This is a genomic window from Methylobacterium sp. 285MFTsu5.1 (assembly GCF_000383455.1).
Classification (GTDB): Bacteria; Pseudomonadota; Alphaproteobacteria; order Rhizobiales; family Beijerinckiaceae; genus Methylobacterium.
This window is the reverse complement of sequence record NZ_KB911294.1, coordinates 42981-68405: the sequence shown is the minus strand read 5'-3', so window position 1 is coordinate 68405 and position 25425 is coordinate 42981. Positions and strand designations below refer to the sequence as shown.

Here is a 25425-nt window from a genome sequence, read left to right as displayed (position 1 = left end):
TACTAATCGCCCGATTGGCTTGATCGCTCTCGTGATCCGTGTCCGGACTGGTTCGGCAGCCGCAAAGGCTGGCGAAGCCAGAGACACGGTCATAAACAGACCAGCAGCAGACGCTGCCACCAACATGCTTGCCGAACCGGACACACGCGCCTCGCAACCCGCGACGGCCAAGTCCGAAAACAATTGCGATGCGCCGGTCTGGTGGCCTGAGCGGCGTGCCCAGAACCCGATCCCATCTCGAACTCGGCCGTTAAACACGCCAGCGCCTATGGTACTGTGTCTCAAGACACGGGAGAGTCGGTCGCCGCCAGACCTGCCCATCGCAATACACACACCTTCCCTCGACACGAACACCGATCCGGCCCCCGGACACGGCGCACGCTCACACTGAGCCGGCGTCGACCCGGACCAGCCGTACAGACTTGGCGCGGGGTGGAGCAGCCCGGTAGCTCGTCAGGCTCATAACCTGAAGGTCACAGGTTCAAATCCTGTCCCCGCAACCAAATCCGACACACAGAACCCGCCGCGCTCAACAGCGCGGCGGGTTCTGCGTTTTCGCGATCAGGTTGCGCCACTGGCGCACCGTCGGTCCGCTTCCAGACCCTCCGTCGCTCACCGCCGAGGTGCGACCGCCACAAAGCGTCGCTGAGGTTGTCCTATCGGCTTTGAGGTATCGGCCAGCGACGCTCTGCGAATGCACAATCGATGGGCAGAAACGGCCTCGTAAGCTCTATAGCCGGCACCGCATCGCACCTTCGGCTGTAGAGTGCAGGCCGCGTCAGGTCGCAGGGATAAATCGGCAATATCGATTGCGCACAAGCGAGACCCTGACAGGCATTACTCCTTGAGGTTGAGCGATCAAGATCGCTCTTATTACGCTATTTGGGACCGTATACCCCAGTTCCGAATTTAAGACTTGACGCTTCTTGCGAATGCGATTGTATCAGGCGTCCGAATCGCGACGCAGTGCTTGCGTTCTGGCGAGTTTCGTCATCACGAGAAGGCAACGCACGAGACATGGCCCAGTCGAACGGCGGCTCTCTCCGCCTCGTCACGCTCGCTTCCGAGATCGTCTCGGCCTATGTGAGCCACAATCACGTGCAGAGCGCGGATCTGCCCGGCCTCCTCAACGAGGTGCACGCGGCGATTCGGGGGGTCTGCGACGCCGGCCAGAGCCCGCCGATCGCCAAGGCGACCGCGCAGGAGATCCGGCGCTCGATCAATCCGGACTTCCTGATCTCGTTCGAGGACGGGAAGCCCTACAAGACGCTGCGCCGGCACCTCACCCTGCGCGGCCTGACGCCGGAGGCCTACCGCGCCAAGTGGGGCCTCGCCTCGGACTACCCGATGACGGCCCAGAGCTATTCCGAGCAGCGCTCGCAGCTCGCCCGCTCCCTGGGCCTCGGGCAGCCGCGCGCCGCGGCGCCGGAACCCGAAGCCGAGCCCGCGCCGCAGCCCGCCGGGAAGCGGCGGGCGCGCAGCAAGGAAGCCGTCTGACGGCGACACGCCCCGCCTGCGGCGAAGGTGTCGTCGACCTGCCGCAATCGGCCTCGATAGCGTGGGGCCGCACGGTGCGCCTGCCTTGTCTCGGCCTGGACGGCGCGCCCGCCCAGACGCCGGAGCCCTGCATGCTGACCCGCCTCACCCTGCCCGCCCTCGTCGCAGCCCTGCTGGCCGCCAGCCCGGCCGCGGCGCAGATGGCGCGGACGGAGACCCGGGAGCCCGCGAAGGACGGCACCGCGAAGGTCGTGCCGCTCAGCAAGGCCGACGTGCAGCTCTCCTTCGCCCCCGTGGTGAAGCGGGCCGCGCCCTCGGTGGTGAACGTCTACGCCTCCCACGTGGACAAGCGCTCCAGCGCGCGCACCAGCGCCATGGAGGAGTTCATGCGCCGCTTCTTCGGCGAGCCGGAGGGCGGCCGCGGCCCCCGGGGTGACCGGGCGCAGCGCTCCCTGGGCTCGGGCGTGCTGGTCGATGCCGACGGGCTCGTGATCACGAACAACCACGTCATCGACAACATGAACGAGGTGCGGATCGCCCTGGCGGATCGCCGCGAGTTCGAGGCCACGATCGTGATGCGCGACACCCGCACCGACCTCGCGGTGCTCAAGATCAAGGAACCGCCGAAGGGCCTCGTGCCGATGCCGTTCGGCGATGCCGACGCCCTGGAGGTCGGCGACTTCGTGATGGCGATCGGCAACCCGTTCGGCGTCGGCCAGACGGTGACGCAGGGCATCGTCTCGGCGCTGGCGCGCACGCAGGTCGGCTCCGCGGACTACCAGTACTTCATCCAGACCGACGCGGCGATCAACCCGGGCAATTCCGGCGGCGCGCTGGTGGACCTGCGCGGCCAACTGGTCGGCATCAACACCGCGATCTACTCGCAGTCTGGCGGGAGCCACGGCATCGGCTTCGCGATCCCGGTGGGCATGGTCAAGGCGGTGGTCGACGCCGCCCGGGACGGGGCGAACGTCGTGCGCCGGCCCTGGCTCGGGGCGCGCATCCAGAGCGTGACGCCCGACATCGCCGACAGCATGGGCCTCGACCACCCGACCGGCGTGCTGGTGGCGAGCCTCCAGCCCAAGAGCCCGGCCGAGGAGGCGGGCCTGAAGCGCGGCGACCTGATCCTCACGGTCGACGGCCAGGAGGTCGCCGATCCGGAGGCCTTCGGCTACCGCTTCGCCCTGAAGGGCGTGCAGGGCCACGCCCGGTTCGGGATCCTCCGCGGCACGACCCGTCAGACGGTCCCGGTCAAGCTCGCCCCGGCTCCCGAGACGCGTCCCCGGGACGCGCTCAAGGTGAAGACCCGCTCGCCGTTCGTCGGCGCGACCCTCGTCAACACCTCGCCGGCGGTGGCCGAGGAGATGCAGGTGGACTTCCCGGCCGAGGGCGTGGCCGTGCAGGCGGTGGACGAGAACTCCATCGCGGCCCGGGTCGGGCTACAGAAGGGCGACGTGATCGTGGCGGTCAACGGCGTGCCAATGGCGACCACCAAGGACCTCGACCGGGTCACCCGCAACAGCCTCAATTCCTGGGAGGTCGCGATCAACCGCAACGGCGAGATCCTGACCTCGGTGTTCGGCGGCTGATCCCGTCGCGGGGCGCCGAGCCCGTGGCCGTGGGCAAGCCCCGGCTCCCGGCTTGCGCCCCCGGCCGCGCCCGGTGTTGATGCGCGGATGTCCGACCTGTTCGCCTCCGCGGAGACACCCGCCGCGCCGGATCCCGGCCGCGCCCCCGGCGCCGAGGCCGCCCGCCCGCTGGCGGACCGGCTGCGCCCGCAGACCCTCGCCGAGGTCGTCGGCCAGGAACACCTGACCGGGGAGGGCGGGGCGCTCACGCGCCTGCTGCGGGGACGGACGCTCGGCTCGCTGATCTTCTGGGGGCCGCCCGGCACCGGCAAGACCACGGTTGCGCGGCTGCTCGCCCAGGGCACCGACCTGCATTTCGAGCAGATCTCGGCGATCTTCTCCGGCGTGCCCGACCTGCGGAAGGTGTTCGAGGCGGCGCGCAAGCGGCGGGCGACCGGGCAGGGGACCCTGCTGTTCGTCGACGAGATCCACCGGTTCAACCGGGCCCAGCTCGACGCCTTCCTGCCGGTGATGGAGGACGGGACCGTCACGCTGGTGGGCGCGACGACGGAGAACCCGTCCTTCGAGCTGAACGCCGCGCTCCTATCCCGCGCCCGGGTGCTGCTGTTCCGGGCCCTCGATCCGGGCGCCGTCGCGCGCCTGCTGGTCCGGGCCGAGGCGCTGACGGGCCAAGCCCTGCCGCTTACCGAGGAGGCGCGCGGCGTTCTGGTCCGCATGGCCGACGGCGACGGCCGCGCGGCCCTGACCCTGGCGGAAGAGGTCTGGCGCTCGGCCCGCCCCGGCGAGACCCTCGACGCCGAGGCGCTGCAAGCGATCGTGCAGCGGCGCGCGCCCATCTACGACAAGGCGCAGGAGGGCCACTACAACCTGATCTCGGCGCTCCACAAGACCGTGCGCGGCTCGGATCCGGACGCGGCGCTCTACTATCTCTGCCGGATGCTCGATGCCGGGGAGGACCGGCTGTTCATCGCCCGCCGGCTCGTGCGCATGGCGGTGGAGGATATCGGGCTCGCCGACCCGCAGGCGCTGGTGGTGGCCAACGCCGCCAAGGACGCGTTCGACTTCCTCGGCAGCCCCGAGGGCGAGTTGGCCCTCGCCCAGGCGGCGATCTACCTCGCCTGCGCGCCGAAATCGAACGCCGTCTACGAGGCCTACAAGGCCGCGACGCGGCTGGCCAAGGAGGCGGGCTCCCTGCCGCCGCCGCGGACCATCCTCAACGCGCCGACCAAGCTGATGAAGCGGATCGGCTACGGCGAGGGCTACCGCTACGACCACGACGAGCCCGACGCCTTCTCGGGCCAGGATTACTGGCCCGACGCGCTCGGGCGCCAGCACCTCTACCAGCCGACCGAGCGGGGCTACGAGACCCGGCTCGCCGAGCGCCTCGACCGGTGGGAGGCGCTGCGCAAGGCGCGGCGCGGGGAGGGGTAGGGGGCCCTCACAGATCGAGCGGCGCGTTGTCGATCACCTCCTTCATCACGAAGAAGGTCCGGGTCTGGCGCACCCCCGGCAGGCCGATCAGCGTGGCGCTGTGGAGGCGGTTGAAGTCGGCCATGTCGGAGACCCGGATCTTCAGCATGTAGTCGAAGTCTCCGGCCACGAGGTGGCAGTCGAGGAGCGCGGGGATCGCGCGCACGGCGGCCTCGAACTCCGAGAAACTCTCGGGCGTCGAGCGGTCGAGCACGACGCCGACGAAGACCAGGGTGCCGCGCCCGACCCGCATCGGATCGATCAGCGCCCGGACCGCCCGCACGAACCCGTCCGCGAACAGGCGCTGGATCCGGCGATGGCAGGTGGCCGCGCTAGTGCCGACCCGCTCGGCGATCTCGGCATTCGCCATGCGCCCGTCCGTCTGGAGGAGGCGGAGGATCTTCTGGTCGATCCGATCGAGCCCTGCGGACATGGATGATTCTTTCGGATGCGGCACGAAATCCGGAATACTCCGTAGCCAGCCCGGTCAGCAGCGCAAGTCAAGGTCTGTTCATACTCGAAGATCGAGAGCACCTTTCATCCCGGATCGGGTAGTTTCTCCCCGCGCCTCGAAGACGGAGCCGGGCCTCGCGCGGGCCGTCGCCGAGGCCTCGCTTCGACGCGCCCGGGCGGACCGAGACCGCTGCTGCCCCGGGGGCGCCCCGAGACCCGGAGAGACCCGATGCTGGACAAGTTCGAGCGCTATCCCCTGACCTTCGGCCCGACGCCGATCGAGCCGCTCAAGCGCCTGACGGCCCATCTCGGCGGCGAGGTCGAGTTGTACGCCAAGCGCGAGGATTGCAATTCCGGGCTCGCCTACGGCGGGAACAAGCTGCGCAAGCTCGAGTACATCGTGCCGGACGCGATCAAGAGCGGCGCCGACACGCTTGTGTCGATCGGCGGCGTGCAGTCGAATCACACCCGCATGGTCGCGGCGGTAGCCGCCAAGATCGGGATGAAGTGCCGGCTGATCCAGGAGGCCTGGGTGCCCCACGAGGACGCCGTCTACGACCGGGTCGGCAACATCCTCCTGTCGCGGATCATGGGCGCGCAGACGCAGCTCGTGGATGACGGGTTCGACATCGGCATCCGCGATTCGTGGAAGCGCGCGCTCGCCGAGGTCGAGGCCGAGGGCGGCAAGCCCTACGCGATCCCGGCCGGTGCCTCGGTGCACAAGTACGGCGGGCTCGGCTACGTCGGCTTCGCGGAGGAGGTGCGCAAGCAGGAGGCCGAGATGGGCCTGCGCTTCGACTACGTGGTGGTCTGCACGGTGACGGGCTCGACCCATGCCGGCATGCTGGTGGGCTTCTCGGCCGACGGGCGCGCCCGCAACGTCATCGGCATCGACGCTTCCTGCACCCCGGCCCAGACCAAGGCCCAGGTCCTCGACATCGCCCAGAACACCGCCGCCCTGGTCGGCGCGGGCGACATCGTGGCCGACGATGTGGTTCTCAACGAGGATTACGCCTACCCGGTCTACGGCGTGCCCTCCAAGGAGACCGTGGAGGCGATCCGCCTCTCGGCCCGGCTCGAGGGGATGATCACCGACCCGGTCTACGAGGGGAAGTCGATGCAGGGCATGATCGACCTCGTGAAGAAGGGCTTCTTCCCGAAGGGCTCGAAGGTGCTCTACGCCCATCTCGGCGGCGCGCCGGCGCTGAACGGCTACAGCTACACGTTCCGCAACGGCTGAGGCCTTCGGCGGCGCCGTCCTTGCGAGCGGAGCGAAGCAATCCAGCAGCGCCACGCTTCCTGACGTGGCGCGACCCTGGGTCACTTCGCTGCGCTCGTGATGACGGAGAGGGGCACCTCAACCGAACCGTTCCAGCGAAACCGAGTGAGGCGGATCGGCCCGATCCCTCACCGCCCTTCGCCCCTCTCATCCTGCGGTGCTGTGCAGCGGGCTCGGAGGGGCTCGGAGGGGCTCGGAGGGGCTCGGAGGGGCTCCGGAAGTCTCGCGAGCCCTCGGAGGCTCCTTCGCGGCGGCTTCGCCGCCCCTCGGGATGCGGTGATCGGACGGGTCCAGCGACTCCAGCGCACGGTCCCCTATATGACGGCGCAGGACCCGCACCGGAGAGGGCAGGGATGATCGCACCGGCACGCGCGCTGCTCCTCACGGCCCTGCTCGCCCTGGGCGCGCCCGCCGCGCGCTCCGCCTCGGGACCGGCCGTCGAGGCCGAGAACGGGATGGTGGTCTCGTCCCAGCGCCTCGCCTCGCAGGTGGGCGCCGACATCCTGAGGGCCGGCGGCAACGCCGTCGACGCCGCGGTGGCAGTCGCTTACGCCGAGGCGGTGGTGAACCCCTGCTGCGGCAACATCGGCGGCGGCGGCTTCCTGGTGCTCCACAGCGCCGACGGGCGCAGCCGCTTCATCAATTTCCGCGAGACCGCCCCGGCGGCCGCCACCCGGGACATGTATCTCGACGCTGCCGGCAACGTCGTGAAGGGCGCGAGCCTGCGCGGCTGGAAGGCGGCCGGCGTGCCCGGGACGGTGCTCGGCCTCAACACCGCCCTCACCGCGTACGGGACCCTGCCGCTGGCGCGGGTGATGGCGCCGGCGATCGCGCTCGCCCGGGACGGGTTCGTGCTGACCCGGGGCGACACCGACATCCTCGAATCCGGCACGAAGCTGTTCGCGGGCCAAGCGAACGTCGCCCGGATCTTCCTGCGCCCGGACGGCAGCCCCTGGCAGCCCGGGGACCGGCTGGTCCAGGCCGACCTCGCCCGCACCCTCCAGGCCATCGCGGAGCGCGGTGCGGACGCGTTCTACAGGGGCGCGATCCCGGAGGCCGTGGAGGCGGCCTCCCGGGCGGGCGGCGGCCTGCTGACGGCGGCCGACTTCGCCGCCTACACGGTGACGCAGTCCGAGCCGCTCACCTGCCGCTACCGGGGCGCCACGATCCTGTCGGCGCCCCCGCCCTCGTCCGGCGGCACCACGCTCTGCGAGATCCTCAGCATCCTCGACGGCTACGACCTGCGGGCCGCCGGGTTCAACTCGGCCCGGACCGTACACCTGATGGTCGAGGCGATGCGGCGCGCCTACGCGGACCGCAACCTGCTGCTCGGCGATCCGGCCTTCGTGGAGAACCCGGTCGACCGGCTGCTGTCGCCGGCCTACGCGGAGACGCTCCGGGCCTCGATCCGCCCGGACCGGGCGACCCCGTCGGCGGAGATCCGCCCGGACCCCGGCCCGGAGCCGCGGGAACGGCCCGAGACCACACACATCTCGGTGATGGACAAGGCCGGCAACGCGGTCGCGCTGACCTACACGATCAACGGCTATTTCGGCGCCGGGGTGATCGCCGGCGACACGGGGTTCTTCCTCAACGACGAGATGGACGACTTCACGGTCAAGACCGGGGTGCCGAACCTGTTCGGGCTCGTGCAGGGGACGAAGAACGCGATCCAGCCGGGCAAGCGCCCGCTCTCCTCCATGGCGCCCACGATCGTGCTGCGCGACGGCAAGGTCGCGCTGGTGGCGGGCTCGCCGGGGGGCTCGCGGATCATCACGATCAACGCGCAGACGCTGATCAACGTGCTCGATTTCGGCATGGAGCCGCAGGAGGCGGTGGACGCTCCGCGCATCCATCACCAGTGGCTGCCCGACACGGTCTACGCCGAGCCCTTCGCGCTCTCGGCGGACACCCAGGCCATCCTCAGGGGCATGGGCCACACGATCGTCGAGCAGAGGCCCTGGGGGGCGCAGGAGCTCATCGCGGTCCGGGCCGCGGCGCCCGCCCTGCCGGAGGCCGCGTCGTCGGGCAACGACGCCTCGCGCACGGAGCGGATGCGGCCAGGTCTGCTCTACGGTGCCAACGACAACCGCCGGCCGGCCGGCGCGGCGGTGGGGGAGTAGGGGGCGGGCGGCTTGACGCGGACAACCCCGTCATTCCGGGCACGCCGGCCTCGTCCGGGAGGGCAGGGTGGGGCCCGGAGGCACCCGCCACGAGCGAGACCGGGGGTTCAGCCCTCTCCCGCCTCCCGCGCCACCGCGCGGAACCCGATGTCGCGCCGGCAGAAACCCTCCGGCCAGTCGATCCGGGCCACCGCCGCGTAGGCGCGGGCCTTGGCGTCCGTGACGCTGTCGCCGAGGGCCGTCACCGCCAGGACCCGGCCGCCATCGGCGAGCAGCTGCCCGCCCTCGGCGCGGGTGCCGGCCTGGAACACGTGAACCCCGTCGCCCTCGGCGGCGTCGACGCCCCGGATCACCGAGCCCCGGACCACGGCGCCCGGATAGCCGGCCGCCGCCATCACCACGGTGAGGGCCGCCCGGTGCGGATCGAATTCCAGGCTCACGCCGGAGAGGTCGCCCTCGCAGGCCGAGAGCAGCGCCGGCACGAGGTCGGAGGCGAGGCGCGGCATCAGCACCTGCGCCTCGGGGTCGCCGAAGCGGGTGTTGTACTCGATCAGCTTGGGGCCGTCGGCGGTGAGCATCAGGCCGGCGTACAGGATGCCGGTGAACGGGCAGCCGCGGGCCCGCATGCCGGCAAGCGTCGGCGCGATGATCTCGGCCATGACCCGGGCCTCGATCTCCGGGGTGACCACCCGGGCCGGGGAATAGGCGCCCATGCCGCCGGTATTGGGCCCCCGGTCCCCGTCGAAGACCCGCTTATGGTCCTGGGCGGTGCCGAGGGAGATCGCCCGCGTGCCGTCGCACAGGGCGAAGAAACTCGCCTCCTCGCCGAACAGGCACTCCTCGACCACGACCTCGGCGCCGGGCTCGGCGAAGAGGCCGGTCAGCGCGTCCTCGGCCTGGTCGACGGTCTCGGCCACGGTGACGCCCTTGCCGGCGGCGAGGCCGTCGGCCTTCACGACGATCGGGGCGCCCTGCTGGCGGACATAGGCCAGCGCCGGCTCCAGGTCGGAGAAGCGCGCGAAGGCGGCGGTCGGGATGTTGCAGGCGGCGCAGAGATCCTTGGTGAACCCCTTCGAGCCCTCGAGCCGGGCGGCGTCGCGGGTCGGCCCGAAGGCGCGGATCCCGGCGGCCTTCAGGTCGTCCACCAGGCCGGCGACGAGGGGCGCCTCGGGCCCGACCACCACGAGGCCGATCGCCTCCGCCGCGCAGAAGGCGGCGACGGCCGCGTGGTCCGTGACCTTGAGGTCCGGCCGGTTGGTCCCGTGGCGGGCCGTGCCGGGATTGCCCGGCGCCGTGAACAGGCGGGTGCAGAGCGGGCTCTGGGCCAGTCGCCAGGCCAGGGCGTGCTCGCGGCCGCCGGAGCCGATCAGCAGGATATTCATGCGCACGCCACCATGGGCCCAGCTTCTGGGGGAAGCGTGCCCGCGGGAAAAGGTTTTTTTCGGGCTTTCCCCGCTCTGCGCGGATATCCCGGCGGCGCGGAGGCCGATGTCAGCAGCCGGTGCAGACGCTCGTGTTGAGGCCGCCGCCCCGCCGCACGATCCCGTTGCGACCGATATGGCGGCCCCGGTACACATCCCCGCGGACACCCCGATAGGGCAGGTAGGGCCCGAAGGAATCGGCCTGGACGTTGCGCTGGAACGTCTGGTTCAGCGTGTTGAAGTCCGAGACCCGTTGCTGGTTGAGCGACCGGATCTGGCCCTGCAGGGCGAATGAGGCGTTGGCGGCATTCGGGTCGTTCTGCTGCACCTGCGCCGAGGCGGAGCCCGCCGGGAGGGCGAGCGCCAGGGCGAGGAGCGCGCGGGACGCGGCACGCATGGGTCCCTCCGTGCGAGAGTCGAGCGGGTTTCGGAAACGCTTGTGCGAGTCGACGCGCCAGGATCGGTCCGGGTTCCCGGGCGCGTCAACCCGGCACAACGGGGGACTTCGTCTCCGGCAGGGCCTCAAGGCGCTCGGGATCCAGCCCGGTATGGGCCTGAACCAGGGGGTGCGGAGTCAGGGCCAGCCACTGCGTCAGGGAGATGTCGGCGTAGCGCGAGCTCTTGAACATCTCCAGGAATGTCAGGGTCGTGTCGCCGGTATTCTCGATGTAGTGCCCCATGGCGAAGGGCACGTAGCCGACGTCGCCGGCCCGGTAGTCGAAGGTGCGGGCCTTCGATTCCGAGCCGAACACCGTCATCCGGCCCTGGCCGGAGAGGTAGTACTGCCACTCGTCGCTGTTCGGGTGCCAGTGCAGCTCGCGCAGCCCCCCGGGCTCGACCTCGACCAGGGCCGCCGCGATCGTCACGGACGCCGGGAACACCGTGGAATCGGTGATGCGCACGCTGCCGCCCCGGGTGCGGACCGGCTCCTGTGCCAGCATACGGTGGCTGAAGGTCTTCGGCACCGGCCCGGAGCCGCCCATCCTGTCGGCCGCGAGCGGGCCGGGTTTCGGGCCGGGGAAGATGTAGAGCTCCTTCTCGGGGATCCTGGCGAAGGCGCTCTCGGGCAGGCCGAAATTCTTGGCGAGCACGTCCCGGGGCGTGTGGGCCAGCCAGTCGGTGAGCAGGAAGGTGGAATCCTCCGAGAAACCGCCGTCGTCGAAGACGAGCAGGAACTCGCACCCGTCGATCCCGTCGGCGGCGAGTCCCTGGATGGCGTGCGGGATGCCGCCCGGGAAGTACCAGAGGTCGCCCGCGCCGACATCGTCCGCGAAGGTGCGCCCGTCCTGGTCGACCGCGGTGATCCGGGCCTTGCCCTTGATCATGTAGGCCCACTCGGATTCCTTGTGCCAGTGCATCTCGCGGACCGCGCCGGCCTTGAGCCGCATGTTGACCCCGGCCATGGCCTTGGAGACCGGCAGCTCGCGGATCGTGGTCTGGCGCGCCCAGCCGCCCTCCTCCAGCCGCATGTGGCTGTCCGCGAAGGACCATTTCAGGTTCGGCATGGTGCCGTGGTCGGTGGCGGGCGGCGCCAGGGTGAACGGCTCCTCGGCGGCGCGGGGCCGGTTCTGCGGGCCCAGGATGTCGGCGCCCTTGCCGCCGCGCTCGGGGCGGGGCGCGGCCGGCCCGGCGGATTGCGCCGCGGCGGAGGATGCCGCCATCGCGCCGCCGGCGGCTGCGATGACGGCGCGCCTGGAGATCTCGGTCATCGTGGATCGGTCCCTGAGTCGGTGGCAGGGAAACCGGTCGCGTGCTCGGAGGATCCGCGGGCGGGCCGGGCTGTGCGCTGCGGCATCTCGCCCGGAGCCCGCGCGCGGTCTATGCATTGAAGACGGCGCATTGAATACGGCACCGCACGCGTCCCGGCCGGGCGCCGAGGCGGCGGTTCAGGCGCGGCGCGACCCGAGGGCGAGGATGGCGGACCGGGACAGTTCAGCCACGGACGGAACCGTCCCGCCCGCCCGCGGCGGCCGCCGGTGGCTCGCCCTGCTGGCGCTGGCGGGCCTCGGCGTCCTCGGATACCGCCTGTGGCCGGACGCGTCGCGCGCAGCGAGTCCGCCCGCCGCCGAGGCGAAGCCGCCGACCGTGCGGGTCGCCGCCGCGGCCCGGGCCTCCGACACCCTGAGCCTGACCCAGACGGGCACCACCCAGGCGTTCGACATCGCGAACCTCTACCCGCGGGCGACCGGCTACATCGTCGAGCGCAAGGTCGATATCGGCTCGCACGTGAAGGCGGGCGACCTGCTGTTCCGGATCAGCGCGCCCGACCTCGACCAGCAGCTGGTCCAGGCCCAGTCGCAGGTGCTGCAGCTCCAGGCGGCACTGATCCAGGCGCGGGCGATGGTGGATCAGGCCGAGGCCAACCGCCACCTCGCCGACGTGACCAACCGGCGGACCTCGACGCTCGCCGGCACCGGGGTCGAGACCCGGCAGAACGCCGACACCTCCCAGGCCGGGGTGCTGGCGCAGACCGCCAACGTCGACGCCGCCAGGGCCGCCGTGAAGGTCGCGGAGGCCAACATCGCCGCCCAGGAGGCGCAGGTCGCCCGGCTCAAGGTCCTGACCGGCTTCGAGGAGATCCGCGCGCCCTTCGACGGGGTGGTGACGGCCCGCAACAACGACGTCGGCGACGCGGTCACGGCGGACACGAATACGGGGGCGCCGCTCCTCACGCTGAACCGGGACGACGTGCTGCGCATGGCGGTGAACGTGCCGCTCTACGCCGCCGACGGCGTCCGCGACGGGCTGGCCGCCACGGTCGAGGTGGCGCAGATCCCGGGCCGGATCTTCCCCGGCACGGTCTCGCGCTCGTCGACGACGCTGCTCTCGGCCGCGCGCACGCTGGTCACGCAGGTCGACATCCCCAACCCCGACGGGGCGCTGCGGCCGGGACTCTACATCACGATCACGCTGGAGATCCCGCGGGTCTCGCCCGCCGTGACGGTGCCGAACGACGCGCTGATCTTCGACCAGCACGGGACCCGCGTGGCCGTGGTCGAGGCGGCCGGGGACGGGGGCGGCGTGGTGCGGATGCGCCCCGTCACGATCTTCCGCCAGACCCGCACGCTCCTGGAGCTGCGCGACGGTCTGAACGGCGGCGAGCGCGTCGTCGTGGGCCCGCCGGCCTCGCTGCGCGACGGCGACCGGGTCACCCTGCGTCCGGAGGACCGGGCCGGAGCGTGAGCGGCGGCGCCCGGCAGCCTTGTCCAGCCTTGTCCAGCCTTGGGACAGCTACGGCGGCGATAAGCCGTCGGGCATGCGGCGGCACCGTGGGGGCTCAGCTTCCGGCGCCGCCGTGACCGGCCGGCTCAGGAAGCGGATACCACCGCCGTGGCACTCGGAACGATAGCGCTGTCGATCGCGCTGCTTGGCCTCGCCCTCGCGAGCTTCGGTCTGACACTGGCCCTCGCGGGCGGGTCCTGGTTCTACGTCGCCCTGGGCTTGGGCGTGCTGGTCTCCGGCGTCGAGCTGGTCCGGCGACGCCAGAACGGCCTCCGGATCTACGCCCTGGTGCTGGCGGCGGCCTTCGTGTGGACGCTCGGCGAGGTCGGATTCGACAAGTGGCAATGGATCCCGCGCGGGGGCCTGCTCCTCCTCGTCGGGCTCGTGCTCTGCCTGCCCTCCGTGGTGCGGCGCCTGTGCGACGCGCCCGAACGGCCCTGGACGCCCGGCCTCGGGAACGGTCCGCTCGCCCTCCGGGTCGTCGTCCTGCTGATCGCGGCCTCGGGCGCCGCGTCCTGGTTCGTCGACCCGGTCGAGACGCGGGGCAGCCTGCCGAAGGTCGCGGGGGCGGGGCCGGCCGCCGTCGATCCGAGCGGCGTTCCCTATCCGGCCGACGACTGGGTCGCCTATGGCGGCACCAATCTCGGCCAGCGCTACTCGGCTCTGGCGGATATCGGCACCGCCAATGTCCGGGGCCTCGCCGTGGCCTGGGAGCACCATACCGGCGACCTGCGCGGCGACAGCCGGGCGGATCCGAAGGAATTCACCTTCGAGGCCACGCCGATCAAGGTGAACGGGCTGCTCTACCTCTGCACGCCGCACAACATCGTCCAGGCCCTGGAGCCCGAGACCGGCCGGCTGGTCTGGGCCTTCGACCCGAAGATGGCGCGGGACGGCCAGTACCAGCACCAGACCTGCCGCGGCGTGTCCTACAACGACTCGGCCGGCTACGCGCCACCCGCCGAGACCGACGCCGACCGGGCCGCCGCCGTCGCGGCCGCGATCGCCGAGTGCCCGCGCCGGATCATCGCGGCCTCGGTCGACGCCCGCCTCTACGCGCTGAACGCCGAGACCGGCGCCCCGTGCAGGACCTTCGGGGCGGACGGGTTCGTCGACCTGAAGGCGCAGATGCCGAACCTCCGGCGCGCCGCCTATCAGCAGACCTCGGCGCCGCTGGTGACCCGGAACCTCATCGTCCTCGGCAGCGCGATCGCCGACAACTACTACGCGGACAACCCCTCGGGCGTGATCCGCGCCTTCGACGTACGCACCGGCGCGATCGTCTGGAAGTTCGACGCCGGCAAGCCCGACGCGACCGCGCCGCTGCGGCCCGGCGAGTCGTACGAGCCCAACTCGGCGGTGGCCTGGACGCAGTTCTCGGCCGACGAGGCGCTGGGGCTCGTCTACGTGCCGTTCGGCAACCGGGCGCCCGATCAGGTGGGCGTGGCCCGGTCGAAGGCGGACGAGGCCCTCATCGACGCCCTGGCGGCGCTGGATCTGGAGACGGGCGCGCTGCGCTGGGCGTTCCGGACCGCGTATCACGACCTGTGGGACCGCGATAACCCGTCCCAGCCGGTCCTCCTCACCCTGCCGCAGGGCGAGGGGACGGTGCCGGCGATCCTGATCCCCACCAAGGTCGGCAACGTCTGGGTCCTCGACCGCCGCACCGGCGCCCCGGTCCGACCGGTCTCCGAGGTTCCGGTCTCGACCCGGACCGACATCCCGGGGGAGACGCCGTCCCCGGTCCAGCCGATGTCGTCCCTCCGCTTCACGCCGGCGCCGCTGACGGAGGCCGGCATGTGGGGCGTCACGCCCTTCGACCAGATCCAGTGCCGCCTCGCCTTCCGGTCGAATCGCTACGACGGCAACCCGTTCACGCCGCCCCAGGCGTCGGAGGGCGCGATCGTCTGGCCCGGCAATATCGGGGTGTTCAACTGGGGGTCGGTGGCGGTCGATCCGGTCCATCACTGGATGATCGCGACGCCGCAATACCTGCCCTACATCTACCGCCTGCTCCCGCGCCCCCCGGGCGAGCCGGAGAGGCGCCTCCTCGGTGCCGATCCCGAGGCGAGCCCGGTCAACGAGAATCTCGGCGGCCGCTACGCGATCTCGATCGCGCACATGCGCTCCGCCCTCGGCATCCCCTGCAGCGCGCCGCCCTGGGGCGTGCGCGTCGGCGTGAATCTCGCCGACGGCACCGTCGCCTGGAAGCGCCGCAACGGCACGGTCGCGGGGCAGAAGGTCGGCGGTCTGGCCGTCCCGCTTCCCCTGGAGATGGGCATGCTGGCCCACGGCGGCACCCTGACCACGGCGGGCGGCGTCGCGTTCACGGCCGCCACGCTCGACGACCGCATCCGCGGCTACGACATGCAGACCGGCGAGGTCCTGTGGACCACGACATTGCCGGCCGGCGGCCAGGCCACCCCGATGACCTATCGCGGCCGGGACGGCCGGCAGTACGTGGTGATCGCAGCGGGCGGGCACGGCTCGCTCGGAACCACGCCGGGCGATTCGGTCATCGCCTACAGGCTCGAGTGAGCCGTCGCGCGCCGGACGCAACCCGGCAGCCGCGGCGGGTTGAGCGAGGGCCCCGGCCTTCCGGCCGGGGCAGGGCGCGGCGGGGGCGGTCTAGGCCGCGAGCCGGGCCCGCGCGTCGGTGCGGGCGAGGCGGGCCAGCAGGTACTCGACCTCGGCCTTCGCCTGCGCGGTCAGCGCCTGCGACGGCTTGCGCTGCGCGTCGGACGAGAAGATCCCCCGGCGCATGAACACGTATTTGCGGACCGCGAGCCCCAGCGGGCCCTGCTGCTGCTCGTAGCGGAGATAGGGGAGGTGGGCGTCGAACAGGTCGTGGGCGGCATCACGCTCGCCGGCCCGGCCGAGGCGGACCACGTCGACCAGCATCTCCGGGAAGGCGTAGCCGGTATTGGCCCCGTCGGCGCCGCGCTCGGTCTCGAAATCGAGGAACAGGCCGCCGTTGCCGACCAGGATGGAGATGTGGCGCATCGAGCCGTCCGCCTCGAAGCCGCGCAGCGTCGAGATCTTCTCTAGTCCCGGCCAGTCCTCGTGCTTGAGCATCACGCAGGAGGGGTTCTCCGACACGATCCGGCGGATCACGCCGGGGGTCATCTGGACCGAGAAGGTGAGGGGATAGTCCTGAAGCACGAAGGGCACGTCCGGGCCCACGGCCTCGGCGGCATTCCGAAAATAGCCGACCACTTGGTCGTCGGTGCGGAGCGTGTTGGGCGGCGCGATCATCACCCCGGCCGCGCCCAGCTCCATCACCTCCCGGGCGAGCGACCGCATGGCCGCGAAGCCCGGCGCCGTGACCCCGACGATCACCGGCAGCCGTGTGCGCCCGAGGACGCGCCGCGCCACGGCGATTCCCTCCGCGTGGTCGAGCTTGCCGGCCTCGCCGAGCTGGCCGAGGATCGTCAGGCCGTCGACGCCGGCCGCCCCGAAGAAGTCGGTCATCCGGTCGAGGGAGACCTCGTCGATCCGGCCGTCCGGATGGAACGGGGTCGGCGCGATCGGGACGACGCCGCCGATGTCGCTGGTGAGGGGCATGCCGGTCTCCGCGCTGCTGCGGCGGCCGCCGGCCGCCGGGTGGCATGCCCCATACTAAAAAAACCCGGGCGGCGCGACGCGCCCGGGACCGGTTCCACGCGACCGGAGCGCTGGATCAGCCCAGCAGCTTGTCGAGGGTGATCGGCATCTCGCGGACCCGCACGCCGGTGGCGTGCCAGACCGCGTTGGCGATGGCGCCCACCGTGCCGGTGATGCCGATCTCGCCGACCCCCTTCACGCCCAGGTTGTTCACCACCGCGTCGTCCTCGTGGACCAGGATCGCCTCCATGGCGGGCACGTCGGCGTTCACCGGCACGTGGTACTCGGCGAGGTTGTCGTTGAGGAAGCGGCCGGTGCGCGGGTCCATCTCGGCCCGCTCGTGCAGGGCGAAGGACAGGCCCCAGATCATCCCGCCGTAATACTGGCTCTGGACGAGGCGCGGGTTGATCACCCGGCCCGCCGCGAAGGCGCCGACGAGGCGGCTCACGCGGATCTGGCCGAGATCGGGATCGACCTTCACCTCGGCGAAGACCGCGCCGTGGGCGTGCATGGCGTAGGAGGCCTGCGCGGCCGGGTCGGCGCCGGCCTTGCCCTGGCCCTCGATGCGCGACCGGCCGGCCCGCCGGAGGATGTCGGTGAAGGACTCGCTCCGGCCCGGGTCGTCGCGCCGGGTCAGACGCCCGCCCGCGGCGGTCACGCCGGCATTGCCGGCGCCGTAGAGCGGGGAGGCGGGGTCGTTGGTGGCGAGCTCCGCGAGCTGCCGGATCACGTCGCCGGCCGCCGCGTGGACCGCGCCGCCCGCCGTGGCGGTGTGGCCCGAGCCGCCCGCGATGCCGGCATTCGGCAGGTCTGACGAGCCCATCCGGAAGGTGAGGGCGTCCATCCCGATCCCGAGGCCGTCGGCGGCGATCTGGGCGAGCGCCGTCCACGAGCCCTGGCCCATGTCGATCGCCCCGAGCTCCACCGTGCCGGTGCCGTCGGCGCGGATCTCGGCCCGGGCCATCCCCTCGAAGATCAGCGCCGGGAAGGTAGCGGTGCCCATGCCGGTGCCGACCAGGAACCCGTCCCGGTCGCGGGTCTGGCGGGGCTGCAGCGGGCGACCGACCCAGCCGAAGGCCTCGGCGCCGCGCCGGTAGCAGTCCCGCAGGGCCTTCGAGGAGAACGGCTTGCCGGTGATCGGCTCGACCTCGGCGTAGTTGGCGAGCCGGAACTCCAGCGGGTCCATGCCGAGTTCGTGGGCCATCTCGTCCAGCGCGCTCTCCAGGGCGACGCTGCCGGACGCCTCGCCGGGCGCGCGCATGAACAGCGGCGTGCCGGTGTCGAGGCGCACGGCCTCGTGCCGGATGGCGATGGCCGGGCTCGCGTACAGGGTGCTGGTCGCCCGGCCCGCCGGCTCGAAGAAGTCGTCGAAGCTCGACGAGGCGGTGCGGATGTGGTGGTCGAGGGCCGTCAGCTTGCCGGAGGCGTCGGCGCCGAGCCGGAGGGTCTGCCGGGTCGGTCCGCGATGGCCCATCGGGCCGTACATCTGGGTCCGGGTCGGGACGAGTTTCACCGGCCGGCCGACGAGCTTCGCCGCCATGCAGGCGAGCACCTGCGGCCCGGCGGGGACGCCCTTCGAGCCGAAGCCGCCGCCGAGATAGGGGCTCTCGATGTGGATGTCGTCGGGGCCGATGCCGAACAGCCCGGCGAGCCTTGCCTGCGACATGGCGAGCGCCTGGGTCGGCATGAACAGCGTCAGCCGGTCCCCGTCCCAGCTCGCCACCGCCGCGTGGGGCTCCATGGCGTTGTGATACTGGGCCGGCGTCTCGTAGGTGGCGGCGATCGTCTTGGACGCGGCCGCGAGTCCGGCCTCGACGTCGCCGTCCGTCTCGACGGGCGGCGCGCCGACGCCGACCGAATCCGGTGTGAAGGCCTCGCCGGAATCGAGCCCGATCCGCGGCGTCTCGGCCGCGTAGGTCGGGGCGAGCAGCCGGGCGCCCTCGGTGGCCGCCTCCAGGGTCTCGGCGATCACCACGGCGATGGGCTGGTTGGCGTAGCGGACGCGGTCGTTCTGCAGGAGGTCGAGGCGGAACGTGAACGGCCCGTCCTTGGCGTCCGGGTCCTTGGCGAGCGTCGGGGCGTGCCCCGGCCGCATCACCGCGACGACGCCGGGATGCGCCTCCGCGGCGGCCACGTCGAGGCCGGTGACGCGTCCGCGGGCGATCCGGGCGACGCAGAGCGCCGCGTGGAGGGTTCCGGGCGGCAGGTTGTCGGCGGAGAAGCGGGCCTGGCCCGTCACCTTGAGCGGGCCGTCGCGCCGGGTCAGCGGCTGGCCGATGCTGGAGCCGTGCCGGATCGCGCCGGCGGGGAGATTCGAGGCGGGCGTGGAGGTCGCGGTCATGCGGGTCTCCTCAAAGGGTTCCGGTTGAAGCCTTCGGTTGCGGTGACCCGCTCCGTCATCACGAGCGCAGCGAAGTGACCCAGGGCAGCGCGACACCGGGCATCGTGGCGCCGCCTGGGTTGCTTCGCTCCGCTCGCAAAGACGGCCCTGGAGCCGCCGACCGGGGGCAGGGTCAGACGATGCCGAACGGGGAGGCGGGGAGGGCCGGGATCCGTGCGGGCGTGCCCGCGGCGGCCTGGGTCAGCGCGCGGATCGCCACCCGGCGGGCGAGCTCGACCTTGAAGGCGTTGGCCTCACCGGTGGGCTTGGCGCCGGCGAGCGCGGCCTCGGCGGCCTTCGCGAAAGCCTCGGGGGAGGGTGCCTGCCCGGCGAGCGCGGCTTCAGCCTCCGCCACCCGCCAGGGCTTGAGCGCCAGCCCTCCCAGGGCGAGCCGGGCCTGGCCGATCCGGCCTCCGGCCTCCAGGGTGAGGGCGGCCGCCGCCGAGACCACCGCGAAGGCGTAGGAGGTGCGATCGCGGACCTTGAGGTAGCGGGCATTGCCCCGGAACGCGGCCGCCTCGGGGGGCAGGCGCAGGGCGGTGATCAGCTCGCCGGCCCGCAGCTCGGTCTCCCGCTCCGGGTGGTCGCCGGGAAGGTGGTGGAACGCGGTGAGCGGCACCTCCCGGGCACCGTCCGGCCCGGCGATCTCGACCACCGCGTCGAGGGCGGCGAGCGGCACGCAGAAGTCGGACGGGTGGGTGGCGATGCAGTGCTCGCTCCAGCCCTGGACCGCGTGGATGCGGGTGGCGTGCCCCAGGGCCGCGCAGCCGGAGCCGGGCGCGCGCTTGTTGCAGGGCGAGACCGCGTCGGTGAAGTACTGGCAGCGGGTGCGCTGCATCAGGTTGCCGCCGACCGTGGCGGCGTTGCGCAGCTGCGCCGAGGCGCCGGCCAGCAGGGCCTCGGCCACCATCGGGTAGGCCTTGGCGAAGGCCGGGTCGTGGGCGAGGTCGCTGTTGCGGACCAGGGCCCCGACCCGGGCGGTGCCGTCCGGCAGCCGCTCGATGGCCGAGAGGCCGGGGAGGCGGGTGATGTCGACGACCCGCTCCGGGGTGGCGACACCGCCCTTCATCAGGTCGACGAGGTTGGTGCCGGCGGCGAGGAAGGCGGTGCCCGGCTGCTGGCCGGCCGCCACGGCCTCGGGCACGCTCGCGGGGCGGATGTAGTCGAAGGTCCTCACGCCGCGTCCTCCCGCTGCTCCGAGGTCCGGGCGGCCGCGTCCTGCACGGCGTCCAGGATCCCCGCGTAGGCGCCGCAGCGGCAGAGATTGCCGCTCATGCCCTCGCGGATGCGCTCCGGATCGGTCCCGGCCTGGCCCTCGCGGATCAGGCCGACCGCGCTCATGATCTGGCCCGGCGTGCAGAAGCCGCACTGGAAGCCGTCATGGGCGATGAAGGCCGCCTGGACCGGGTGCAGCCGGTCGCCCTCGGCGAGCCCCTCGATGGTCAGCACCTCGGCGCCGTCGAGGCTCGCGGCGAGGGTCAGGCAGCTGTTGATCCGGCGCCCGTCCACCAGGACCGTGCAGGCGCCGCACTGGCCGCGGTCGCAGCCCTTCTTGGCGCCCGTCAGACCGAGGCGCTCGCGCAGGAGATCGAGGAGGGTGACGCGCGGATCGTCGAGGGCGATCTCGCGCGGCTGCCCGTTCAGGGTGAGCCTGAGGGGAATGGTCATGCGGGGGTCCCGGCTTCCAAGGCTGGAACCGTTACAGATAGCCGCCGCCCCGCTTCCGGCGAGACCTTAAGCAGAAAGCGATGTGCGCAAGATCACGGCACGCGAAGGTTGCGCGCTTACGCCGACTTGACCCGGACCTCAGAGGCCGATTTCAGCACGGTCTTGCCCTTGGCGGTCTTGATCTCGAGGGCGGGCTCGGCCTTTGAGGCTTCGCGCTTCACCGTGTTGCCCTTGATGGTCTTCTCCACGTCCCGCGTGTGGACCTTGGTCACCTCACCCGAGACGGTGCCCTTGCCCCATTTGTAGGTGACGTCGTCCCCGGTCTTCACCTTCGACTTGGCGGTCATGCGCGTCTCCATCGTGGATATGAGCGTGAATGAGGGCGTGGATGCGGGGAAAGGCGCCCGGCGGCGGGCGCGTTCCCGGGTTTCCACGGCCGGGATGCCGCACTCAGCGGCCGACCTCCCGGCGCAGGGCGGTGACCATCGTCTCGACCGCCGCCTGCGCGGTCTCGCCGAGGTCGATGGCGCTCTCGCCGGCGGTGACGAGGCCGCGCCCCTCCAGCTCCTTCACGCCCTCCGGGTCGGCCTCGTGGCCGGCGCCGTCACGGCGGATCACCGAGGTGACCGTCTCGCCGCTGACGAGCCGGTGATAGGCCGCGAAGGCGAGGATCGAGAGGGCCTTGTCGGAGAGTCCGTTCAGGTCGTCGGCCATGCGTGCGTTCCTCCGCGCGTTTCTCCACGCATTCGTCGAAGCGTGCTCGACGGACGAACGCCGTACGGGGCCGGGGGGTCCGGGCGGCCGCCGGGGTGCGACGACACGTGCGACGACACGTACGACGACACTCGCGGCGACGGGTGCGAGGACGCGTGCGCTCCTCCGGGCGACGACGCTTCGCGCCGGGGCCACCTTCCTGCTACCCTGCCGCCCTCCATGACTCCGCAGACCGACCAGACCGAAGTGGAACCGAGCCCCGAGCCGCGCCGCGCGCCCGCGCCGCCCGATCTCGACTATCGCCTGCGCCAGCAGGCGATCCTGTCGGAGTTCGGTGTCGAGGCCTTGCGCGGCACCGACGTCGACCACCTGCTGCAGCGGGCCGCGGAACTGTGCGCGCAGGGCATGGGCGCCGAGTTCTGCAAGGCCCTGGAATATCGGCGCGGCGCCGACACCCTGCTGGTCCGGGCCGGTGTCGGCTGGGGGCCCGACGTGATCGGCAAGGCCCGGATCGGGGCCGATCTCGCCTCCCCGGCCGGATTCGCCCTCAAGACCGGCCGGCCTGTGATCTCCAACCACCTCGCCGACGAGACCCGGTTCCGCACGCCGCAGCTCATGGCCGAGCACGGCATCCGCCGGGCGATCAACGTGCTGATCGAGAACCGAGACGGCGCCTTCGGGGTGCTGGAGGTGGACGACACCCGCGAGGGCATGTTCGCGGAGGCCGACATCGCCTTCATGCAGGGCTTCGCCAACCTGCTCGGCGGCGCCATCGAGCGCCAGCGCACCGAGAGCCTGCTGCGGGCCGCCCTCGCCCGGCAGGACCTGCTCGCCCGCGAGATGAGCCACCGGGTCAAGAACAGCCTCGCCATCGTGGCGAGCCTCCTGGCCCTGCAGGCCCGGGCCGCCGAGGAACCCGCCGTTCAGGCGGCTCTGTCGGACGCGCGCAGCCGCGTCGAGGCGATCGCGGGCGTGCACGACCAGCTCTGGCGGCAAGGTGACAAGGTAGAGGGTGAAGGGGAGGGGGTGCCGGGCGAGCTCGACCTCGCGCCCTTCCTGGAGAAGCTGGTGGCCAACCTCGCCAGCGGCGTGCCGGGTCAGCGGCTTACCTGCACGGCCTGCCCGCAGCGGATCTCGGCCGACCGGGCGATTCCCATCGGCCTCCTGGTCAACGAACTCGTCACCAACGCGCTGAAATACGCCTACCCGACCGAGACGCACCCGGCGGGCGGCGAGATCCGGGTCCGCGCCGAGCGGCGGCCGGAGGGGCTCGTGGTCGAGGTTGCCGACGACGGGATCGGCCTTCCGGCGGGGTTCGAGATCGGGCGCAGCTCGAAGAGCCTGGGCATGCGGGTGGTCGGCAGCCTCACGCGCCAGCTCGGCGGCAGCCTGACGATCCCGGCCCGAGAGAAGGGCGCCTGCTTCCGCCTGGAAGTGCCCCTGGAGGTAACCCCGGAGGCGCCCCCGGCCGGCTGAGCGTGGGGCGCGCCCCGACGACGGGGCGGGGACTGGACAATGGCCCTACCCCGCCGCGATCGAGGTGCGACGGGCGCGGCGAGACAGAGCGGATGCAGTGACCGAGAACAGGACGACGGCGGCGCTCCTCGCCGAACGGCTCCACGCCTTTCGGAGCCTCGGCGACAATTGCGAGTTCGGGTTCGTGCAGCGCTACGGCGGGGTCGAGCCTTCCGGCCTGCTGCGCTTCTCCTACACGCCGATGGAGGACCTGATCCGCGGCCTGCGCTGCGGCTTCGCGGATTTCGGCGTGCCGGGCGACCTGCGGCTCTCCGTGAGTTCCGGCGGCACCTATTACTGCCACAGCGTCGCCTACAACATCTGGGCGAATACTGGGCACCCGGCCGGCTCGATCGAGCCGGAGGTGCTGCTGGAGCGGGAGTACGGCCGGCTGGCCCATCTCAAGCGCAAGCTGCTGGACGAGCTCGCCGACGGGTCGAAGATCCTGGTGCGCAAGGTCGGCCGCGACGAGCCCGAGGCCGATTTCGCCCGCCTGGCCGAGGCGGTCCGTGCGCACGGGCCCGCGACGCTGCTCCGCGTGACCGAGGCCGGGCCGGACTGGGTTCCCGAGCCCGCCCGGCGCGTCGCCGACCGGCTGATCGCGGGACGGGTCCGCCGGTTCGCGCCGGTGGAGCAGGCCTGGGAGGTCGATCTCGAACCCTGGATGCACCTCGTGGACAGCGTCTACGCGCTGGAGCGCGGCGCGGCACCGACCCGCCTCGACGCCGCCGCCTTCCCGGAGGCGCTGGCGCTCCCGGGGCGCCTGCGCCGGCATGTCGGCCGGCACCGGGCGAAGGCTCTGAGCGCCTACACGCGGGCGGTGAACCCGGCCGGCTTCCGCGCCGACACGGTCCACGTGTTCTCGAGCTGGGTTTGGATTCCGGAGGACTTCGCCGGGGACCGGGTCTTCGCGGCGGCCGGCTACGCGCGGCTGGGCTGGCGGGACGCCGACCTGTCGCGGCGCCGGTGCTGGCAGCGCGTCTGGGCGGCGGGACGGCTGCGCCCCGACGCGGCGCGGGAACCCGTCGGGCTCGGCATGATCGGCACGCGGCGGGACGGGTTCTGGTCCGCCGGGGCCCGCTTCGCCGAGGGGCCGATCCCCGGCGATGAGCCGGCGCCGGACCTGCGGATGCCGCCGGTCCGGTTCCCGGGGCGGGATCTCCTCGGCCGGCTGCTGCCGCGGGTCCTGTAGACCCGGACCGGCGCCCCACCGGGAACCGATCCGGCACGGCGGTCTTGCCTACCGGGCCGCACGGGACCGCGCCCGTCGCGAGGGGGCCCATGCCCGGTTTCGTGCCCGACCGCCGCTCTCTGCTCCTCACCCTGGCCGCGGGTTCGGCCGTCCTGTCCGCGCGGGGGGCCGACGCCGTCGGGGCACCGGAGCGGATCCCGCTCTGGCCGGGGGAGCCGCCGGGCGGCGGCGGTCCTCAGGGTCCGCCGGTCCGCGACGACAGCGGCGCCGTGAAGAACGTCGCCGTGCCGGTCCTGGAGGTGTACGCCCCGGAGACGCCGACCGGCGTGGCGGTCCTCGTCGCCGGCGGTGGCGGCTACGCCCGGATCGGGATGGTCAAGGAGGCGCTCCCCGCCGCGCTCTGGCTCGCCGCGCAGGGTATCACGGCCTTCGTGCTCACCTACCGCCTACCGGGCGAGGGCTGGGCGGCGGGCCCCCTGGCGCCGCTCCAGGACGGGCAGCGGGCCCTGCGCCTGATCCGCGCCGCGGCCGCGCGCTTCCGGATCGACCCGGCCCGCGTCGGCGTGCTCGGCTTCTCCGCCGGCGGGCACCTCGGCGGCCTCATCGCCGCGCGCTCCGCGTTCCGGGCCTACGACCCCGTCGACGCGGCCGACGACCTGTCGGCGCGGCCCGACTTCGCGACGCTGATCTACCCCGTGGTGAGCCTGGAGCCGCCCTACGACCGCACGACCACCCGGCGGTCCCTCGTCGGCGAGACCCCGAGCCCGGCGGCGAGCCGGGACTGGTCGCTCCAGACCCATATCCGGTCCGGTTGCCCGACACTGTTCCTCGTGCAGGCGGACGACGACGCGGTCATCAGCCCGGAGCACAGCCGCATCCTGGACGCGGCCTGCCGCGAAGCGGGCGTACCGGTCGAGTACCACCGCTTCGCGGTCGGCGGCCACGGTTTCGGGATCGGCCGGTCGGAGGCGCCGGTCGCCCTCTGGCCGCGGCTCTGCCGGCTCTGGCTGACCAGCGTGTCGGTGATGCGCTGACGCGGTGCGCGCACCGCCGGCCTGGATGGCCCCGCCGGGTTGGCCATCCGGCTCGGGAGCCGTCAGACCGGTAGGGCAGGGGACCGGTGAGCCCGGCCGGACGCGCAGGTGCCCTCGCCCGCGCGGACAGGACCGCGCCGGGCGCGTCGGAGATCGCCGCCGGGTTCGCGGGCGGCCAGGCCCGAAGAGCCGGGCAGCCACCGCGCGCGACGCTGAGCTAGCCGGAGCGCCGCGGCAGCGCTCGGCCGTGCGTCGTTCCAGTCCG

Annotated in this window: 20 protein-coding genes, 1 tRNA gene and 1 rRNA gene; 12 read left to right on the top strand and 10 right to left on the bottom strand. The window is 72.4% G+C overall.

The features are described 5' to 3' along the window. Positions 1-197 precede the first annotated feature (197 nt). The 5 genes from rrf (at position 198) to H288_RS0126215 (ending at position 4517) form a co-directional block, all read left to right on the top strand. A 5S ribosomal RNA gene (gene rrf, locus H288_RS0126235) occupies positions 198-313 on the top strand. Between the two features lie 113 nt (positions 314-426). Continuing rightward, positions 427-503: transfer RNA gene (locus H288_RS0126230), tRNA-Met, on the top strand. A 514-nt stretch (positions 504-1017) separates the two neighbouring features. After that, positions 1018-1497, top strand: a complete 480-nt coding sequence (locus H288_RS0126225; protein WP_020095549.1) for a MucR family transcriptional regulator — start codon at positions 1018-1020, stop codon at positions 1495-1497. A 131-nt stretch (positions 1498-1628) separates the two neighbouring features. Beyond that, the gene (locus H288_RS0126220) at positions 1629-3086 is read left to right on the top strand and encodes a Do family serine endopeptidase (RefSeq protein WP_020095548.1); all 1458 of its coding nucleotides are present in this window, start codon (positions 1629-1631) and stop codon (positions 3084-3086) included. Positions 3087-3173: 87 nt separating this feature from the next. Continuing rightward, the gene (locus H288_RS0126215) at positions 3174-4517 is read left to right on the top strand and encodes a replication-associated recombination protein A (protein ID WP_020095547.1); all 1344 of its coding nucleotides are present in this window, start codon (positions 3174-3176) and stop codon (positions 4515-4517) included. A 7-nt stretch (positions 4518-4524) separates the two neighbouring features. Here H288_RS0126215 and H288_RS0126210 read toward each other — a convergent pair whose 3' ends face one another. Beyond that, positions 4525-4989: an Lrp/AsnC ligand binding domain-containing protein gene (locus H288_RS0126210; protein ID WP_020095546.1), complete on the bottom strand. Its 465-nt coding sequence runs from the start codon at positions 4987-4989 to the stop codon at positions 4525-4527. Between the two features lie 249 nt (positions 4990-5238). On the opposite strand from H288_RS0126210, the gene H288_RS0126205 reads away from it, so the two are divergent. Both H288_RS0126205 and ggt read left to right on the top strand, forming a co-directional pair. After that, entirely contained in the window at positions 5239-6249 is a 1011-nt protein-coding gene (locus tag H288_RS0126205) for a 1-aminocyclopropane-1-carboxylate deaminase (RefSeq protein ID WP_020095545.1), read from the top strand. A 392-nt stretch (positions 6250-6641) separates the two neighbouring features. Continuing rightward, complete coding sequence (ggt, locus tag H288_RS0126200) at positions 6642-8411, top strand: gamma-glutamyltransferase (protein WP_020095544.1); 1770 nt, start codon at positions 6642-6644, stop codon at positions 8409-8411. Between the two features lie 107 nt (positions 8412-8518). Here the strand turns inward: ggt and purD are convergent, their stop codons facing one another. From purD to H288_RS0126185, 3 genes are all read right to left on the bottom strand, one after another. Further along, positions 8519-9793 carry a phosphoribosylamine--glycine ligase gene (gene purD, locus H288_RS0126195; RefSeq protein ID WP_020095543.1) on the bottom strand — a complete coding sequence of 425 codons (1275 nt, stop codon included), beginning with the start codon at positions 9791-9793 and terminating at the stop codon, positions 8519-8521. A gap of 109 nt (positions 9794-9902) precedes the next feature. Then, positions 9903-10229 carry a hypothetical protein gene (locus H288_RS0126190; RefSeq protein ID WP_020095542.1) on the bottom strand — a complete coding sequence of 109 codons (327 nt, stop codon included), beginning with the start codon at positions 10227-10229 and terminating at the stop codon, positions 9903-9905. An 85-nt stretch (positions 10230-10314) separates the two neighbouring features. Further along, positions 10315-11541 carry an oxalate decarboxylase family bicupin gene (locus tag H288_RS0126185; RefSeq protein ID WP_020095541.1) on the bottom strand — a complete coding sequence of 409 codons (1227 nt, stop codon included), beginning with the start codon at positions 11539-11541 and terminating at the stop codon, positions 10315-10317. Positions 11542-11746: 205 nt separating this feature from the next. Here H288_RS0126185 and H288_RS0126180 point away from each other — a divergent pair, with 205 nt between their 5' ends. Together H288_RS0126180 and H288_RS0126175 are read left to right on the top strand one after the other, a co-directional pair. Continuing rightward, a complete protein-coding gene (locus H288_RS0126180) occupies positions 11747-13015 on the top strand; it encodes an efflux RND transporter periplasmic adaptor subunit (RefSeq protein WP_020095540.1) in 1269 nt (422 codons plus the stop codon). A 147-nt stretch (positions 13016-13162) separates the two neighbouring features. After that, complete coding sequence (locus H288_RS0126175; RefSeq protein ID WP_020095539.1) at positions 13163-15592, top strand: membrane-bound PQQ-dependent dehydrogenase, glucose/quinate/shikimate family; 2430 nt, start codon at positions 13163-13165, stop codon at positions 15590-15592. Between the two features lie 90 nt (positions 15593-15682). Here H288_RS0126175 and H288_RS0126170 read toward each other — a convergent pair whose 3' ends face one another. The 6 genes from H288_RS0126170 to H288_RS0126145 all read right to left on the bottom strand — a co-directional run bounded on the left by H288_RS0126170 (position 15683) and on the right by H288_RS0126145 (position 21419). Then, positions 15683-16618, bottom strand: coding sequence for a dihydrodipicolinate synthase family protein (locus H288_RS0126170; RefSeq protein ID WP_020095538.1), 936 nt, complete (start codon positions 16616-16618; stop codon positions 15683-15685). Between the two features lie 115 nt (positions 16619-16733). After that, positions 16734-18998, bottom strand: a complete 2265-nt coding sequence (locus H288_RS0126165; protein WP_020095537.1) for a xanthine dehydrogenase family protein molybdopterin-binding subunit — start codon at positions 18996-18998, stop codon at positions 16734-16736. Positions 18999-19170: 172 nt separating this feature from the next. Further along, complete coding sequence (locus tag H288_RS0126160; protein WP_020095536.1) at positions 19171-20214, bottom strand: xanthine dehydrogenase family protein subunit M; 1044 nt, start codon at positions 20212-20214, stop codon at positions 19171-19173. Continuing rightward, positions 20211-20705 carry a (2Fe-2S)-binding protein gene (locus tag H288_RS0126155; protein ID WP_020095535.1) on the bottom strand — a complete coding sequence of 165 codons (495 nt, stop codon included), beginning with the start codon at positions 20703-20705 and terminating at the stop codon, positions 20211-20213. Before H288_RS0126155 ends, H288_RS0126160 begins: the two co-directional genes overlap by 4 nt. Positions 20706-20821: 116 nt before the next feature. Beyond that, positions 20822-21052 carry a DUF2945 domain-containing protein gene (locus tag H288_RS0126150; RefSeq protein ID WP_020095534.1) on the bottom strand — a complete coding sequence of 77 codons (231 nt, stop codon included), beginning with the start codon at positions 21050-21052 and terminating at the stop codon, positions 20822-20824. 103 nt (positions 21053-21155) lie between these two features. After that, positions 21156-21419, bottom strand: coding sequence for a hypothetical protein (locus H288_RS0126145; protein ID WP_020095533.1), 264 nt, complete (start codon positions 21417-21419; stop codon positions 21156-21158). A gap of 219 nt (positions 21420-21638) precedes the next feature. On the opposite strand from H288_RS0126145, the gene H288_RS0126140 reads away from it, so the two are divergent. From H288_RS0126140 to H288_RS0126130, 3 genes are all read left to right on the top strand, one after another. Next, complete coding sequence (locus tag H288_RS0126140) at positions 21639-22895, top strand: histidine kinase dimerization/phosphoacceptor domain -containing protein (RefSeq protein ID WP_026605307.1); 1257 nt, start codon at positions 21639-21641, stop codon at positions 22893-22895. A 97-nt stretch (positions 22896-22992) separates the two neighbouring features. Beyond that, positions 22993-24126, top strand: a complete 1134-nt coding sequence (locus tag H288_RS0126135) for a hypothetical protein (protein ID WP_020095531.1) — start codon at positions 22993-22995, stop codon at positions 24124-24126. 89 nt (positions 24127-24215) lie between these two features. Then, entirely contained in the window at positions 24216-25160 is a 945-nt protein-coding gene (locus H288_RS0126130) for an alpha/beta hydrolase (protein WP_020095530.1), read from the top strand. Positions 25161-25425 lie beyond the last annotated feature (265 nt).